The following is a 13,704-nucleotide window of genomic DNA, read 5'->3' as shown; positions in this document are numbered from 1 at the left end:
TGGGAACGATCAGGTCAAGGGGAGGAGGGCTCAGCCTTGGCCACGGTGACCCAATACGGCGTATGCCGCTCGATCTGCACGGGCAGGGTCGGCAGCAATGCACTCAGCGCTTTATCGGTGTCATGCAGCGGAAAGCTGCCGGTAATGCGCAGCTCGGCCACTTCCGGCGCCACGCCGAGATGGCCGCGCCGGTAGCGCCCGAGCTCGTGCACCAGATCGCCCAGCCGTGCGTTGTCCACCACCAGCATGCCGCGCGTCCAGGCATCGGCGCCGGGGGCGAGGGCGGCAATCGAGCCCAACCCGTCACTGCGCAGCAGCACTTGCTGGCCTTCGCGCAGGATCTGTTCCGCCGGGTTCGCCTGGGCATGGGCCGCGACCGCCGACTGCAACACGCTCAGGCGCGTGCCATCGTCCTCGCGCTTGACCAGAAAACGCGTGCCCAGTGCACGCATGCTGCCTTCGCGGGTTTCGACGATAAATGGCCGCGCATCGCCATGCCCGGTTTCGACGAGGATTTCGCCTTCCTGCAGCACGACCAGGCGGCGCTCGTCATCGAAGCGCACGTCGACCGCACTGTGGGTATTGAGATTGAGCACGGTGCCGTCCGCCAGGCGCACAGTGCGCTGTTCACCGGTGGCGGTGCGCTGATCGGCGAGCCAGTAATCGAGTGGCAGATAGCGCTCACTGACAAACAGCCCCAGACCGATGATCACCACGACACTGGCCAGCCCGCCGCCGAGTTTGCGCACGCGCCGGCGAATGCCTTCGCGCGATTGCAGCAACGCACTGCGGGCGGGGCCCTTGGCGACGTTGAAGCGCTGATCGAGCATGCCCAACTGGCGCCAGGCGCGAGCATGTTCTTCATGGGCCGCATGCCATTTGGCGAACTCTTCGCGTTCCAGCGCGGTGCCCGAATCGAGGGTCAATTGCCAGGCAATCGCCGCGTCGAGCACATGCGCCGGTACCGGGCGCGAACTGGCCGCGGTCATGTCGGCTCACCGTAAAGGGCGATGTAGCACTGGCGCAGGCCTTGCGCCAGATACTGGCGCACGCGCGGCACCGAGACGCCGAGTCTGGCGGCGATCTCGGCGTGGCTGAGGCCGTCGAGGCGGTTATACAGAAAGGCTGCACGAGCCTTGGTCGACAGTTTGCCGAGCAGGCGATCGATGGCTTTGAGGTCGTCGAGGATCATTTGCTGTTCTTCCACCGACGGTTGTTCGCTCTCCGGGACCAGCATCAGTTCGGTGAGGTAGGCCTGTTCCAGCGCGGCGCGGCGGAAGTAGTCGAACAACAGGCCCTTGGCGATCGCCACCAGAAAGGCCCGAGGTTCGCGCGGCGTCAGCAGTTCGTCGCGGTTGAGCAGCCGCACAAACGTGTCCTGGCTCAGGTCTTCGGCACGCTGCGGACATGCCACATTGCGCCGCAACCACGCCAGCAGCCAACCGCGATGGTCGCGATACATCGCACCGACGAGCTCACTGTGGGGGTTGGGCACTGACGACACCGGACATCACCGATTGGGAAATGTTAACTAACGAGAACAGTTCGCGATTCTGGCAGAGGTGGGAATGGTTAGCAATTGGCCACTGATCAGGTGACATGGACGCATGCCCCTGTAGGAGCTGCCGCAGGCTGCGATCTTTTGATCTTGCTGTTTATAAAATCAAAAGATCGCAGCCTGCGGCAGCTCCTGCAGGGGTAGTGCTAGAAAGAGTGAGTTTGCTGCCGCCGCTTCCACTGACTCAACCGCTGCTGCAGCTGCAATGGACTGCCAATCTGCAGCGCCCGCGCCCGGCTGAACAGAATCAACGCCAACTCTGCCGTCGCCAGCGCATCGGCACTCGCGTTATGCCGTTCAAACACTTCAAGGCGAAACCACTCGATCCATTCATCCAGCCCGGCCTCGCGAATCTGCGCATGCGGGCATAACAGCGGCGCTATTTCCGCCACATCCAGAAACACATGCTGCAGCTTGTGCCCCAGATGCTCCTTCAGCGCCCGCCCGAGCATGTGCTGATCGAACGGCGCATGAAACGCCAGCACCGGGCTGTCAGCGATGAACTCCAGCAGCTCCAGCAATGCCTCGGCCGGGTCGCTGCCTGCGGCGATCGCATTCGGCCCGAGGCCGTGAATCAGTACGCTGGGGCTGAGCTTCACTTCCCGACATTGCAGGGTCTTTTCGAACTGCTGGCGGAAATCGATCGCGCCGTCCTCGATCACCACCGCGCCGATCGACAACACGCGATCCTTGTTGATGTTGAGACCGGTGGTTTCCAGATCCAGCACCACCCAGCGCTGCTCGCGCAGGCTGCAATCGCTCAGCTCGGCAAGCGCCGTCAGCTTCGCCAGCCGCTGCTGCAAATCCACCGGCACGACAGGACTGGCCGGACGCAGCCAGGAAAACAGGCTCATAGCTGATACCGCAACGTCAGACTGCTTTGCAGGCGCTGCGCCTGGCGCAGGGATTCACGCAGGATGCGCCGGTCGAGGTGATTGAGGCTGTCGGGATCGACTCGATTGGAGTACGGCTGATTTTCCCGGGTCTGCAGCTGATGCTGCTGCATGCGCGTTTGCTGAATGAAGTGATACGCCTCTTCATAGGCCGCGCCGTCGAGTGGTTCGATGACTTCTTTATCGACCAGCTGGCGAAAGCGCTCCAGGGTGTTGTTGGCCTCGATGCCGTTGGCCAGCGCCAGCAGACGGGCGCCGTCCACGAACGGCGTCAGGCCCTGGATTTTCAGATCCAGCGTGGCCTTCTCACCGTTCTTGCGGGCCAGCACAAAGTCACGGAAGCGCCCCACCGGTGGGCGGTTGCGCAGTGCATTTTCGGCGAGCATGCGCTGGAACAAACGGTTGTCAGCGACCTGGTCGAGAATGCCCCGGCGCAATTGCTCGCAGCCTGGCTCATCGCCCCAGACCACGCGCAGGTCGAAATAAATGCTCGAACCCAGGAGGTTCTCCGGCGTGGCTTCGCGGATAAACGCCGCAAAGCGCCGCGCCCATTCGGCCCGCGACAGACACAGCTCGGGATTGCCGGCCATGATGTTGCCCTTGCACAGAGTAAAGCCGCACTGCGCCAGGCTCTGGTTGATCTGCTGGGCAATCGGCAGCAGCTTGCCGCGGATCTCCGCCGCGTGCGCTGCGTCGCGGGCATCGAACAAAATGCCGTTGTCCTGATCGGTGTGCAGCGTCTGCTCGCGCCGGCCCTCGCTGCCAAAACACAGCCAACTGAACGGCACGCCCGGGTCGCCTTTTTCGGCGAGGGTCAGTTCGATGACCCGGCACACCGTGTGATCGTTGAGCAGGGTGATGATGTGGGTGATCTGCGTCGACGACGCGCCGTGGGCGAGCATGCGTTCGACCAGTTGGCCGATTTCGCCGCGCAGGGTCACCAGTTGCTCGACACGTTGCGCGCTGCGGATGGTCCGGGCCAGATGCACCAGATCGACCCGTTGCAGGGAGAACAGATCGCGCTCGGACACCACGCCGCACAGGCGCTGATCCTTGACCAGGCAGACGTGGGCGATGTGCCGCTCGGTCATCGCGATCGCTGCATCGAATGCGCTGTGATCCGGCGACAGATAAAACGGTGATCGAGTCATGTGCTGCTCGATGGCGTCGCTGAAATCGCCGACACCTTCGGCGACCACGTGGCGCAAATCGCGCAGGGTGAAGATCCCCAGCGGCGCCTTGTGCTCATCCACCGCGACGATGCTGCCGACCTGTTGCTCGTGCATCAGCTTTACCGCTTCACGCAGCGGCGTAGTGGCGCTGCAGGTCACTGGATGGCGCATCGCAAGCTCACCGAGACGGGTATTCAGCGAATATTGGGTGCCGAGGGTCTCCACGGCTTTTTGCTGCACTTGCTGGTTGACCTGATCGAGCAGGCTGCTGACCCCGCGCAGGGCGAAGTCGCGGAAGGTGCTGGAAAGGGCGAAGAGTTTGATGAACGCCAGTTTGTTCAGTTGCAGGCAGAAGGTGTCCTCGCCTGCCAGATGTTCGGTGCGGGTGGCGCGCTCACCGAGCAGGGCGGCCAGCGGAAAGCATTCGCCGGTGGTGATTTCGAACGTGGTTTCGGTGCCGGGTTTGGTGATGTGCTGGCGTTCGCCGACCACCCGGCCCTGTTTGACGATATGAAAATGTTCCACCGGCCCGTCGGCCGGTTTGATGATGCTCTCGCCCTGGGCAAAAAAACGCAGCTGACATTGCTCCACCAGATAGGCGAGGTGGGCATGTTCCATCTGATTGAAGGGCGGGAAGCGCTGGAGAAATTGCAGGGTGCCCTGAATGTTCTGCAAAACCGCGGTTTTCCCTGCCTGGGTGAAGGCGTCCGCTTTGCTCATAACCATTACCGCAGTCTTTTTCGAATTGTTGTTGTCGGATCGTTGCGGCCATGGTCGACCCCGGCGGGCAGGGTGCCCATTGGACGTAAGTCTAGGTTTTGCCACCATTGGCCGATTTTCGGAAATAACCTACGCAAAAGCTCGGAAAAGCTTGGGCTAGCCACTTGGAAAAAATTCCGACGAAGTGCACATTGAAGCGCTGTCCGGCGATGTCTGACGACTTGCCAGGGATTGATTGAACATTTAGAGAGCGCCATGTCCGACCACGATATTTTGAGCGACGCCGAGCGTGAAGCGCTCAGCGCAGTGATGCTCGAACCCGATCTGCCGCCGCAGCGTGTCTTGATCGTCGACGACGACAAGGACGCCCGCGAGCTGTTGTCGGAGATTCTCGCGCTCGATGGCATTCATTGCATGACCGCAGCCAGCGGTGAAACCGCGCTGAAAATGCTTGAGGAAAAACCTTCGATCGGCCTGGTCATTACCGACCTGCGCATGGGCAATGTCGATGGCCTCGACCTGATTCGCCAGGTGCGCGAATCGGTGCGGGCAGCGATGCCGATCATCATCGTCTCCGGCGATGCCGACGTGAAGGACGCGATCGAAGCGATGCATTTGAGCGTAGTGGATTTTCTGCTCAAGCCAATTGATACGGGCAAGTTGCTGGGGTTGGTGAAACACGAATTGGGCATTGAGCCCTAAGATACATCCCGTTGCCCAGGAGATGATCGTTCCAACGCTCTGCGTGGGAATGCACCCATGGACGCTCCGCGTTCGCTGTTGTGGGACGCGGAGCGTCCCGGGCTGCATTCCCACGCGGGAGCGTTGGAACGATCAAAGCATTCAATCCACCTCACAAAAAAAGGCCCTGATCTCTCGATCAGGGCCTTTTGTATTCCAGTCATCAGCGCCAGTTACAGACCATTCCTGGCCTTGAACTCGCGACGACGACGGTGCAGCACCGGCTCGGTGTAGCCGTTCGGCTGTTTGGTGCCTTCAATCACCAGTTCAACCGCTGCCTGGAAGGCAATGTTGCTGTCGAAGTCCGGTGCCAGCGGGCGATACAGCGGATCGTTGGCGTTCTGACGGTCGACCACCGGCGCCATGCGCTTGAGGCTTTCCATCACTTGCTCTTGGCTGACGATGCCGTGGCGCAGCCAGTTGGCGATGTGCTGGCTGGAGATACGCAGCGTCGCACGGTCTTCCATCAGGCCGACGTCATTGATGTCCGGCACTTTCGAGCAGCCGACGCCCTGGTCGATCCAGCGCACCACGTAACCGAGAATGCCCTGGGCGTTGTTGTCCAGTTCGTTCTTGATCTGCTCTGGGGTCCAGTTCGGGTTCACCGCCAGCGGGATGGTCAGGATGTCATCCACCGAGGCACGCGCACGTTTGGCCAGTTCGGCCTGACGCGCAAACACGTCAACCTTGTGGTAATGCAGCGCGTGCAACGCAGCCGCGGTTGGCGACGGTACCCACGCAGTGTTGGCACCGGCCAGCGGGTGAGCGATCTTCTGCTCAAGCATCGCGGCCATCAGGTCCGGCATCGCCCACATGCCTTTACCGATTTGCGCACGGCCTTGCAGGCCGGTGCTCAGACCGATATCGACGTTCCAGTTTTCGTAGGCGCCGATCCACTTCTCAGCTTTCATGTCAGCCTTGCGCACTACCGGGCCGGCTTCCATGGAGGTGTGGATTTCGTCGCCGGTGCGGTCGAGGAAACCGGTGTTGATGAACACCACACGCTCGCTGGCGGCCTTGATGCAGGCCTTGAGGTTGACCGTGGTGCGGCGCTCCTCGTCCATGATCCCGACTTTGAGGGTATTGCCCGGCAGGCGCAGGACGTCTTCGATACGCCCGAACAGCTCGTTGGTGAACGCCGCTTCTTCCGGGCCGTGCATCTTCGGTTTGACGATATACACCGAACCGGTGCGGGTGTTGCGCCGCGAGGTGTTGCCGTTGAGGTTGTGCATTGCCGCAAGACAAGTCACCAGACCATCGAGGATGCCTTCCGGCACTTCGTTGCCTTGACTGTCGAGGATGGCGTCGATGGTCATCAGATGGCCGACGTTGCGCACGAACAACAGCGAACGACCGTGCAGGGTCACTTCACCGCCATGGGGCGCGGTGTAGGTACGATCCGGGTTCATGGTGCGGGTGAAGGTCTGGCCGCCCTTGGCGACCTCTTCCGACAGGTCACCCTTCATCAGGCCGAGCCAGTTGCGGTAGATCACCACTTTGTCATCGGCATCGACGGCGGCCACGGAGTCTTCGCAGTCCATGATCGTGGTCAGCGCCGCTTCCATGAGAATGTCTTTTACGCCGGCTGCGTCGGTCTGGCCGACCGGGGTGCTGGCGTCGATCTGGATTTCGAAGTGCAGCCCGTTGTGCTTGAGCAGAACCGCGATCGGCGCGTTGGCGTCGCCCTGGAAGCCGATCAACTGAGCGTCATCGCGCAGGCCGCTGTTGCTGCCGCCCTTGAGCGTCACCACCAGTTTGCCGTCAGCGATTTTGTAGCCGGTCGAATCGACGTGGGAGCCGGCCGCCAGTGGAGCGGCTTCGTCGAGGAAGGCACGGGCGAAGGCGATGACTTTGTCGCCACGCACCTTGTTGTAGCCTATGCCTTTTTCCGCGCCGCCGTCTTCGCTGATCGCGTCGGTGCCGTAGAGGGCGTCGTACAGCGAACCCCAGCGGGCGTTCGAAGCGTTGAGCGCAAAGCGCGCGTTCATCACCGGCACGACAAGTTGCGGGCCGGCGGTGCGGGCAATTTCATCATCGACGTTTTGCGTCGTCGCCTGGAAATCAGCCGCTTCTGGCAGCAGGTAACCGATTTCTTGCAGGAACGCTTTGTAAGCCACGGCGTCGTGCGAACGGCCGGCATGCTGCTGATGCCAGGCATCGATGCGCGCCTGGAAGTCATCGCGTTTGGCGAGTAGGGCTTTGTTCTTCGGCGCCAGGTCGTGGATGACCTTGTCGGCACCTTCCCAGAATTGTTCGGCGGTGAGGCCGGTACCGGGAATGGCTTCGTTGTTCACGAAGTCGAACAGGACTTTGGCGACCTGCAGGCCACCGACTTGAACGTGTTCAGTCATTGCTTGCCTCACTCTGCTCAGCTATTTCGCTTTTCAGCTCGTCAATTTAACAATGAAGCTTCTGGCCATTTAAACCACAAACCTGCCGACCAGTACATGCCATTGCTGGCGGCTGGGCTAGGACCAATCAACGGCTTGGAGGCCTTGCTGACGGGGCTTTCAGGGTTGCGAAGGGCCTTGGGCAGACATCGATCCAGCGTTATGTAGTGCGCGCTGCGGCATACTACATGATGAGTTGCGCTTGTGAAAATCAGACTAATTACGTCGTTCTGCGACCTCATGACGCATTGCGGTCACGTCGCGGAACCGGATGTTCTCAAAAAAGTGTTGGATTGTTCCAGCTAAATATCGAAAGTTGTACACGATTTGTTCGGTCAGATATCTCGCTGGTGCGGCTATTCGCGCGCAGGCTCGCTCCCACGGGGCGATCGCATTGCCAATGTGGGAGCGAGCCTGCTCGCGAAAGCGCCGGTCCATCCAACGCAAAACAAGCCCTTGCCTATACTTGCCCTTCGATAACAAAAGTCATGAACAGAGGGCTGCGCCATGGACCATCTCGTACTCACCGTTTTTGCCCCGGACAAGCCCGGGCAGGTCGAGCGCATCGCCCAATGCATCGCCGAGCACGGCGGCAACTGGCTGGAAAGTCGCATGTCACGCATGGCCGGGCAGTTCGCCGGGATCCTGCGCGTGGGCGTGCCGGCGGAGGCTTACGATGAACTGGTCGATGCCCTGCAAGCGCTGTCGGCCCATGGCATTCGCGTATTGATTGCCGAAAGCGGAGTGGAGCAGTCCTGCACGTGGAAACCGATCGCCATGGAATTGGTCGGCAATGACCGACCGGGCATCGTCCGCGATATCACTCGGCTGTTGAGCGAACAGGGTGTGAACCTGGAGCGGCTGGTCACTGAAGTACGTCCGGCGCCAATGAGCAGTGAGCCGCTGTTTCACGCCGAGGCGATTCTCGCGGTACCACTGACGCTGTCGCTGGACGTTCTGCAGGCGCGCCTGGAAACCCTGGCCGATGATCTGATGGTCGAACTGGTGTTACGCACAGAGGTTTAAGCGCAGACAGGGTTATTCAGGTTTAACGTGCACCTGCCTGTGGATAACCTGTAGAGACAGCCCGCCACGCCACGTCGGCCGTGGCTTTGCGTCAGTTGGTCAAAAAACCGCCAACATTCAGTGACTTGCACACAAACGGCGGGGATCACGCTGTGGATAAGCTTGGGAAGGAACGATGCAGGCCACGAGGACCGTGGGCTGCGGAGCTTTGTGCGTTTTTTGATCAGGCGCGCCGACGCAAACTTATCCACGCGTCGACGCTGTAGATCGCCAGACCGGCCCAGATAAACATGAACGCAACCAGCGTGCTGGACGACAAATGCTCACCAAACAGCAGCACGGCTTGCAGCAGCACCAGGGTCGGCGCGATGTATTGCAGGAAGCCGATGGTGGTGTAAGGCAGATGGCGCGTGGCGGCGTTGAAACACACCAGCGGCACCAGCGTCACCGGACCGGCGGCGACCAGCCACCAGGCTTCGGAGGTGGTCCAGAAGGCCGGCTGCACACTGGTGGCAGTCTGGTTGAACAGCAACCACGCGATCGCGATCGGCACCAGCATCCAGGTTTCCACCACCAGCCCCGGCAACGCCTTGACCGGCGCCTGCTTGCGGATCAGACCGTAGAAACCGAAAGTCAGCGCCAGCGCCAGCGACACCCAAGGCAAACTGCCGACCTGCCACACCTGCTGCGCCACGCCCACCGCAGCCAAGCCAACGGCCACCCACTGCATGCGCCGCAGCCGTTCGCCAAGGATCACCATGCCCAGCAGCACGTTGACCAACGGATTGATGTAGTAACCCAGACTCGCCTCGAGCATGCGGCCGTTGTTCACCGACCACACGTAGGTCAGCCAGTTGGCCGCGATCAGCGTGCCGCTCAGGGCCAGAATCGCCAGACGTTTGGGGTTGTCGAGCAACTCGCGCAGCCAGCCTGGGTGTTTCCATACCATCAGCAGCAACGCACCGAACAGCGCCGACCACAGCACCCGGTGGATGATGATCTCGACGGCCGGGACTTCGGCGATGGCTTTGAAATAGATCGGGAACAGGCCCCAGATGATGTAGGCGCTCAGGCCCAGAATGTACCCGCGACGCGGGTTGGCGGCTTGCATGCAGAATCCTTGCTCAGGCAGCTGACAAAGAAAGAATTGTAAGGAGGTTGTAAAGATGTGTCGTGTTAGAAAGCAAAAAGATCGCAGCCTTCGGCAGCTCCTACAGGGATATGCATTCCAAGGCAGGAGCTGCCGAAGGCTGCGATCTTTTGATCTTTGATCAGAAGAGTTTCAGCGGCTCTTCATTCAGCGCCGCCAACTGCTCACGCAACGCCAGCACCTGATCGCCCCAATAACGTTCGGTGCCGAACCACGGAAAGCTGTGCGGGAACGCCGGATCGTCCCAGCGCCGTGCCAGCCAGGCGCTGTAGTGCATCAGGCGCAGGGCGCGCAGCGGTTCGATCAGTGCCAGTTCGCGCGGGTCGAAATCATGGAATTCGTTGTAGCCGTCCATCAATTCCGACAGCTGCCCCAGACACTCCTGGCGATCGCCAGCGAGCATCATCCAGATGTCCTGCACCGCCGGGCCCATTCGGCAATCGTCGAGGTCGACAATGTGGAACATCTCGTCGCGGCACATCATGTTGCCGGGGTGGCAGTCGCCGTGCATGCGGATGTTCTGGTGCGGCGTGGCGGCGTAGACATCTTCGACGCGCTTGAGCAGGTCGCGGGCGACGGACTCGTAAGCCGGCAGCAGGCTCTTGGGAATGAAATTGCCTTCGAGCAACGTCTTCAGCGAGGCATGACCGAAGTTCTGCACGGCCAGGGCTTCGCGGTGCTCGAACGGCTTGGTGCCGCCCACTGCATGCATGCGCCCGAGCAACTGGCCGAGGCGATACAGCTGATCAAGATTGCCCGGCTCCGGTGCACGGCCCCCCCGGCGCGGGAAAAGCGTGAAGCGGAAACCGGCATGCTCGTGCAGGGTTTCGCCGTTGTGGATCAGCGGCGCCACTACGGGGATGTCGATGTCGGCCAGTTCGAAGGTGAACTGGTGCTCCTCAAGGATGGCTTCGTTGGTCCAGCGCTGCGGACGGTAGAACTTGGCGATCAGCGGCTCGGCGTCTTCGATGCCGACCTGATAGACACGGTTTTCATAGCTGTTGAGCGCCAAAATGCGCGCATCGCTGAGAAAACCGATGCTTTCGACGGCATCCAGGACGAGATCGGGGGTTAGGGTTTCAAACGGGTGGGCCATGCTGACTCCTGCGCGCAGCAGGCTGCTGCGTCCGGCTCGGCATGGTAGCGCAGACTGTAGCGGTTGAGGGTTTTGCCTTGGATATGGACGCCTGTAAGCGCTTCTTCGCGAGCAAGCCCCCTCCCACAATGGATCTGCAGTGTGCCAATCCTCTCATTCACACAGGCGATCAAATGTAGGAGCGGGCTTGCTCGCGAAAGCGGTTGATCAGGCGCCGACGATCCCGCCGTCTTCGCGAGTAATCGCCATCACCGAAGACCTTGGCTTGCCGTTGGGCAGATGCTCGGGAAAGGTCGAGCCGCCGTTCTCGCCCGGATGCTGAATCCCGACAAACAGGGTTTTCTGATCCGGCGAAAAGCTGATTCCGGTCACCTCGCAACCCACCGGCCCGACCATGAAGCGGCGAATCTCTCCGGTCGCAGGATCGGCGCAGAGCATCTGGTTGTTGCCCATCCCGGCGAAGTCGCCAGCGTTGCTGGAATCGCCATCGGTGAGAATCCACAGGCGTCCGGCCTTGTCGAAACCCAGGCCGTCGGGGCTGTTGAACATGTTCTGCGGGGTGATGTTCGATGAGCCGCCCTTCGGCGTTCCGGCATGCACGCCCGGGTTGCCGGCGACCACAAACAGATCCCAGGCAAACGTCTTCGAGGCATGGTCATCGCGGTCGGTACGCCAGCGCAGAATCTGCCCGTAAACGTTCTTCTCGCGTGGGTTCGGCCCGCCCACCGGCTGACCGTCTTCGCCGCGCTTGGCGTTGTTGGTCAGGGTGCAATAAACCTGACCGTCCTTGGGGCTGACGACGATCCACTCCGGGCGGTCCATGCGCGTCGCGCCGACGACGCTGGCGGCGAGGCGCGCGTGGATCAGCACTTCAGCCTGATCGGCAAACCCGCTGCTGGCGTCGATGCCGTTTTTGCCGTGGCTCAGTTCGATCCACTGGCCGCGGCCTTTCGGGTGATCGGGGTTGCCGTCGCCGGCATCGAATCTGGCTACATACAAAGTGCCGTGATCGAGGATGTCGCGGTTGGCTTTCTGGTTACGGTGATTGATGCGATCGCGGCTGACGAATTTGTAGATGAACTCGCCACGCTCGTCGTCGCCCATGTACACCACGGCGCGACCGTCGTCGGTCTCGGCCAGCGCGGCGTTTTCATGTTTGAAGCGGCCCAGAGCAGTGCGTTTGACCGGAGTCGATTGCGGATCGAACGGATCGATCTCGACCACCCAGCCGTGACGGTTGAGCTCGTTCGGGTTCTTGGCCATGTCGAAGCGCGGGTCGTGCGGGTGCCAGTTGATGTCTTTGCTGCTCGCAACTACGCCATAGCGCTTTTGCGCGGCATCGAACTGTTGCTGGGCGTTGCTGCTGCCGAAGCAATCGGTGAAGTTTTCTTCGCACGTCAGATAAGTGCCCCACGGCGTCTTGCCGTTAGCGCAGTTCTGGAAGGTGCCGAGGACTTTTTTGCCGTGCTTGTCGGCGGCGGTTTTCATCAAGTCGTGGCCGCGGGCCGGACCACTGATGCGCAGCGGCGAGTTACCGTGAATCCGCCGGTTGTAGCGCGAGCCCTGGACGAATTGCCACTGGCCGTTCTTGCGCTGCACTTCGATCACCGACACGCCTTCGCAGGCCAAGGCCTTGCGCACGTCTTCGGCCGATTGCGGCATGCCGCCGTGCGGATACAGATAGCGGTAGTTGGTGTATTCGTTGTTGATCGCCATCAACGCGCGGTTTTTGTCGTCGGGGAAGGCGAACAGGCTCATGCCGTCGTTGTTGTCGCCGAACTGCACTTCCTGTGCGGCGGCGGTGCCATTGCCGCTCGGGTCGAAGGCCGGGCCGTTCTTGTGCAACGGCTGGCCCCAGCTGATCAGCACCGAAGACTTGTAGCCCTTGGGCAGGCTGATGCCGTCGGTGGTCGCCGCCGGGATGCTCTCGAAACCGAGCAGGCGGCTGTTGCCGGCGCTGACGCTGGCGGCCATGACGCTGCGGCTCAACAGGTTGCCGCCGAGGAACATCGCCGCGCCACACAACGCACCGGCGCTGATGAAACCGCGACGGCTGAGGCCGACCATTTTTTCCAGATCAGTGGATTGGTTTTCTTCTAATAGGCTCACATCAGGCTCCCTGCTTGGTTATGGGCAACACCTTAATGCGGGTCGATGACGCTTTTGTGGCAAGGGCCGATCAGAGCGGCGTGCCGATCAGCACATTGGACGGCGCGCATTGCACCTGCACCTGATCGCCGACGCCCAGGCTTTGGCGGTGCAAGTGCAGCGGTTCGGCCAGGGCGCAAAGGGTCTGGCCGTTGGGCAGCGAAATGCGCACTTCGCTGGGGCCGTTCTCGGCCTCGAGAATCGCCTCGATGGTGCCGCGCAGGACATTGTGCCCGGGCGTGGCGGGCTGATCGGTGCCGAACAGTTCAAGCCAGCCAGCCTTGATCAGCGCCATCACTTCTGTGCCGATCTGCAATTGCAGATGCACGGTGCTGTCGTGGGTGATCTGCGCATCCAAAGCTATGTGTCCGGCCAGGTCGAGGCGGACCAGATCATTGCGCCCCTGTGCCTGAATCGCTGCCACCGTGCCATGCAGTTGATTGCGTGCGCTGGTCCTGAGCATCAGCCGCCCGAGCAAATCCAGATCGCTGGCGTCTTCCGCCGCCTCCAGCACCTGCGCCTGCAACGCCTGCAATTTCTGATACAGGCGCAGCACCCGCTCACCCTCGCTGGACAGTCTCGCGCCACCACCCCCCTTGCCGCCCACCACGCGCTCGACCAAGGGGTTCTGCGCCAGGTTGTTCAGCTCATCGATCGCATCCCACGCCGCCTTGTAGCTGAGTCCCGCACTCTTCGCCGCACGGGTTATCGAACCCTGCTCGGCGATGTGTTGCAGCAGGGCGATGCGCTGCGGGCGGCGGACGATGTGTTGGGACAGCAGGGTGGGCGTGGACATGGCAGAACGCTTCT

The 13,704-nt window shown here is 61.4% G+C and carries 11 protein-coding genes; 2 read left to right on the top strand and 9 right to left on the bottom strand.

Annotation, left to right across the window (positions count from 1 at the left end; translation table 11 throughout):
- Positions 1-14: 14 nt before the first annotated feature.
- The 4 genes from CXF97_RS21965 to CXF97_RS21950 all read right to left on the bottom strand — a co-directional run bounded on the left by CXF97_RS21965 (position 15) and on the right by CXF97_RS21950 (position 4,343).
- A complete protein-coding gene (locus CXF97_RS21965) occupies positions 15-989 on the bottom strand; it encodes a FecR domain-containing protein (RefSeq protein WP_101160980.1) in 975 nt (324 codons plus the stop codon).
- Positions 986-1,462 carry an RNA polymerase sigma factor gene (locus CXF97_RS21960; protein ID WP_256589921.1) on the bottom strand — a complete coding sequence of 159 codons (477 nt, stop codon included), beginning with the start codon at positions 1,460-1,462 and terminating at the stop codon, positions 986-988. The genes CXF97_RS21965 and CXF97_RS21960 overlap by 4 nt, the downstream gene beginning before the upstream one ends.
- A 242-nt stretch (positions 1,463-1,704) precedes the next feature.
- Positions 1,705-2,412, bottom strand: a complete 708-nt coding sequence (locus CXF97_RS21955; RefSeq protein ID WP_101160975.1) for a PolC-type DNA polymerase III — start codon at positions 2,410-2,412, stop codon at positions 1,705-1,707.
- Complete coding sequence (locus CXF97_RS21950) at positions 2,409-4,343, bottom strand: putative nucleotidyltransferase substrate binding domain-containing protein (protein ID WP_305881937.1); 1,935 nt, start codon at positions 4,341-4,343, stop codon at positions 2,409-2,411. The genes CXF97_RS21955 and CXF97_RS21950 overlap by 4 nt, the downstream gene beginning before the upstream one ends.
- Before the next feature lie 255 nt (positions 4,344-4,598).
- Between CXF97_RS21950 and CXF97_RS21945 the strand changes: the two genes are divergently transcribed.
- On the top strand, positions 4,599-5,045 hold the full coding sequence (locus tag CXF97_RS21945; protein ID WP_101160970.1) for a response regulator: 447 nt from the start codon (positions 4,599-4,601) through the stop codon (positions 5,043-5,045).
- A 212-nt stretch (positions 5,046-5,257) separates the two neighbouring features.
- Here CXF97_RS21945 and CXF97_RS21940 read toward each other — a convergent pair whose 3' ends face one another.
- Complete coding sequence (locus CXF97_RS21940) at positions 5,258-7,435, bottom strand: malate synthase G (RefSeq protein ID WP_101160967.1); 2,178 nt, start codon at positions 7,433-7,435, stop codon at positions 5,258-5,260.
- 546 nt (positions 7,436-7,981) lie between these two features.
- On the opposite strand from CXF97_RS21940, the gene CXF97_RS21935 reads away from it, so the two are divergent.
- On the top strand, positions 7,982-8,500 hold the full coding sequence (locus CXF97_RS21935; RefSeq protein ID WP_016772854.1) for a glycine cleavage system protein R: 519 nt from the start codon (positions 7,982-7,984) through the stop codon (positions 8,498-8,500).
- A 223-nt stretch (positions 8,501-8,723) separates the two neighbouring features.
- Here CXF97_RS21935 and rarD read toward each other — a convergent pair whose 3' ends face one another.
- The 4 genes from rarD to CXF97_RS21915 all read right to left on the bottom strand — a co-directional run bounded on the left by rarD (position 8,724) and on the right by CXF97_RS21915 (position 13,690).
- The gene (rarD, locus tag CXF97_RS21930) at positions 8,724-9,611 is read right to left on the bottom strand and encodes an EamA family transporter RarD (RefSeq protein ID WP_101160965.1); all 888 of its coding nucleotides are present in this window, start codon (positions 9,609-9,611) and stop codon (positions 8,724-8,726) included.
- Positions 9,612-9,771: 160 nt separating this feature from the next.
- Positions 9,772-10,746: a serine/threonine protein kinase gene (locus tag CXF97_RS21925; RefSeq protein WP_101160963.1), complete on the bottom strand. Its 975-nt coding sequence runs from the start codon at positions 10,744-10,746 to the stop codon at positions 9,772-9,774.
- A gap of 207 nt (positions 10,747-10,953) precedes the next feature.
- Entirely contained in the window at positions 10,954-12,855 is a 1,902-nt protein-coding gene (locus tag CXF97_RS21920) for a PhoX family phosphatase (RefSeq protein WP_101160960.1), read from the bottom strand.
- A 70-nt stretch (positions 12,856-12,925) separates the two neighbouring features.
- Positions 12,926-13,690, bottom strand: coding sequence for a TOBE domain-containing protein (locus CXF97_RS21915; protein ID WP_101160957.1), 765 nt, complete (start codon positions 13,688-13,690; stop codon positions 12,926-12,928).
- Positions 13,691-13,704: the final 14 nt, after the last annotated feature.

The organism is Pseudomonas sp. Choline-02u-1 (genome assembly GCF_002836515.1).
Lineage (GTDB): Bacteria > Pseudomonadota > Gammaproteobacteria > Pseudomonadales > Pseudomonadaceae > Aquipseudomonas.
The sequence above is the reverse complement of the archived record's forward strand: the minus strand, read 5'-3'. Positions and strand labels throughout refer to the sequence as shown.

What these genes read in the sequence shown, in the direction of transcription:
- CXF97_RS21965 (WP_101160980.1), bottom strand. Translation starts at nt 989, where the DNA reads ATGACCGCGGCCAGTTCGCGCCCGGTACCGGCGCATGTGCTCGACGCG.
- CXF97_RS21960 (WP_256589921.1), bottom strand. Translation starts at nt 1,462, where the DNA reads ATGTATCGCGACCATCGCGGTTGGCTGCTGGCGTGGTTGCGGCGCAAT.
- CXF97_RS21955 (WP_101160975.1), bottom strand. Translation starts at nt 2,412, where the DNA reads ATGAGCCTGTTTTCCTGGCTGCGTCCGGCCAGTCCTGTCGTGCCGGTG.
- CXF97_RS21950 (WP_305881937.1), bottom strand. Translation starts at nt 4,343, where the DNA reads ATGAGCAAAGCGGACGCCTTCACCCAGGCAGGGAAAACCGCGGTTTTG.
- CXF97_RS21945 (WP_101160970.1), top strand. Translation starts at nt 4,599, where the DNA reads ATGTCCGACCACGATATTTTGAGCGACGCCGAGCGTGAAGCGCTCAGC.
- CXF97_RS21940 (WP_101160967.1), bottom strand. Translation starts at nt 7,435, where the DNA reads ATGACTGAACACGTTCAAGTCGGTGGCCTGCAGGTCGCCAAAGTCCTG.
- CXF97_RS21935 (WP_016772854.1), top strand. Translation starts at nt 7,982, where the DNA reads ATGGACCATCTCGTACTCACCGTTTTTGCCCCGGACAAGCCCGGGCAG.
- rarD (WP_101160965.1), bottom strand. Translation starts at nt 9,611, where the DNA reads ATGCAAGCCGCCAACCCGCGTCGCGGGTACATTCTGGGCCTGAGCGCC.
- CXF97_RS21925 (WP_101160963.1), bottom strand. Translation starts at nt 10,746, where the DNA reads ATGGCCCACCCGTTTGAAACCCTAACCCCCGATCTCGTCCTGGATGCC.
- CXF97_RS21915 (WP_101160957.1), bottom strand. Translation starts at nt 13,690, where the DNA reads ATGTCCACGCCCACCCTGCTGTCCCAACACATCGTCCGCCGCCCGCAG.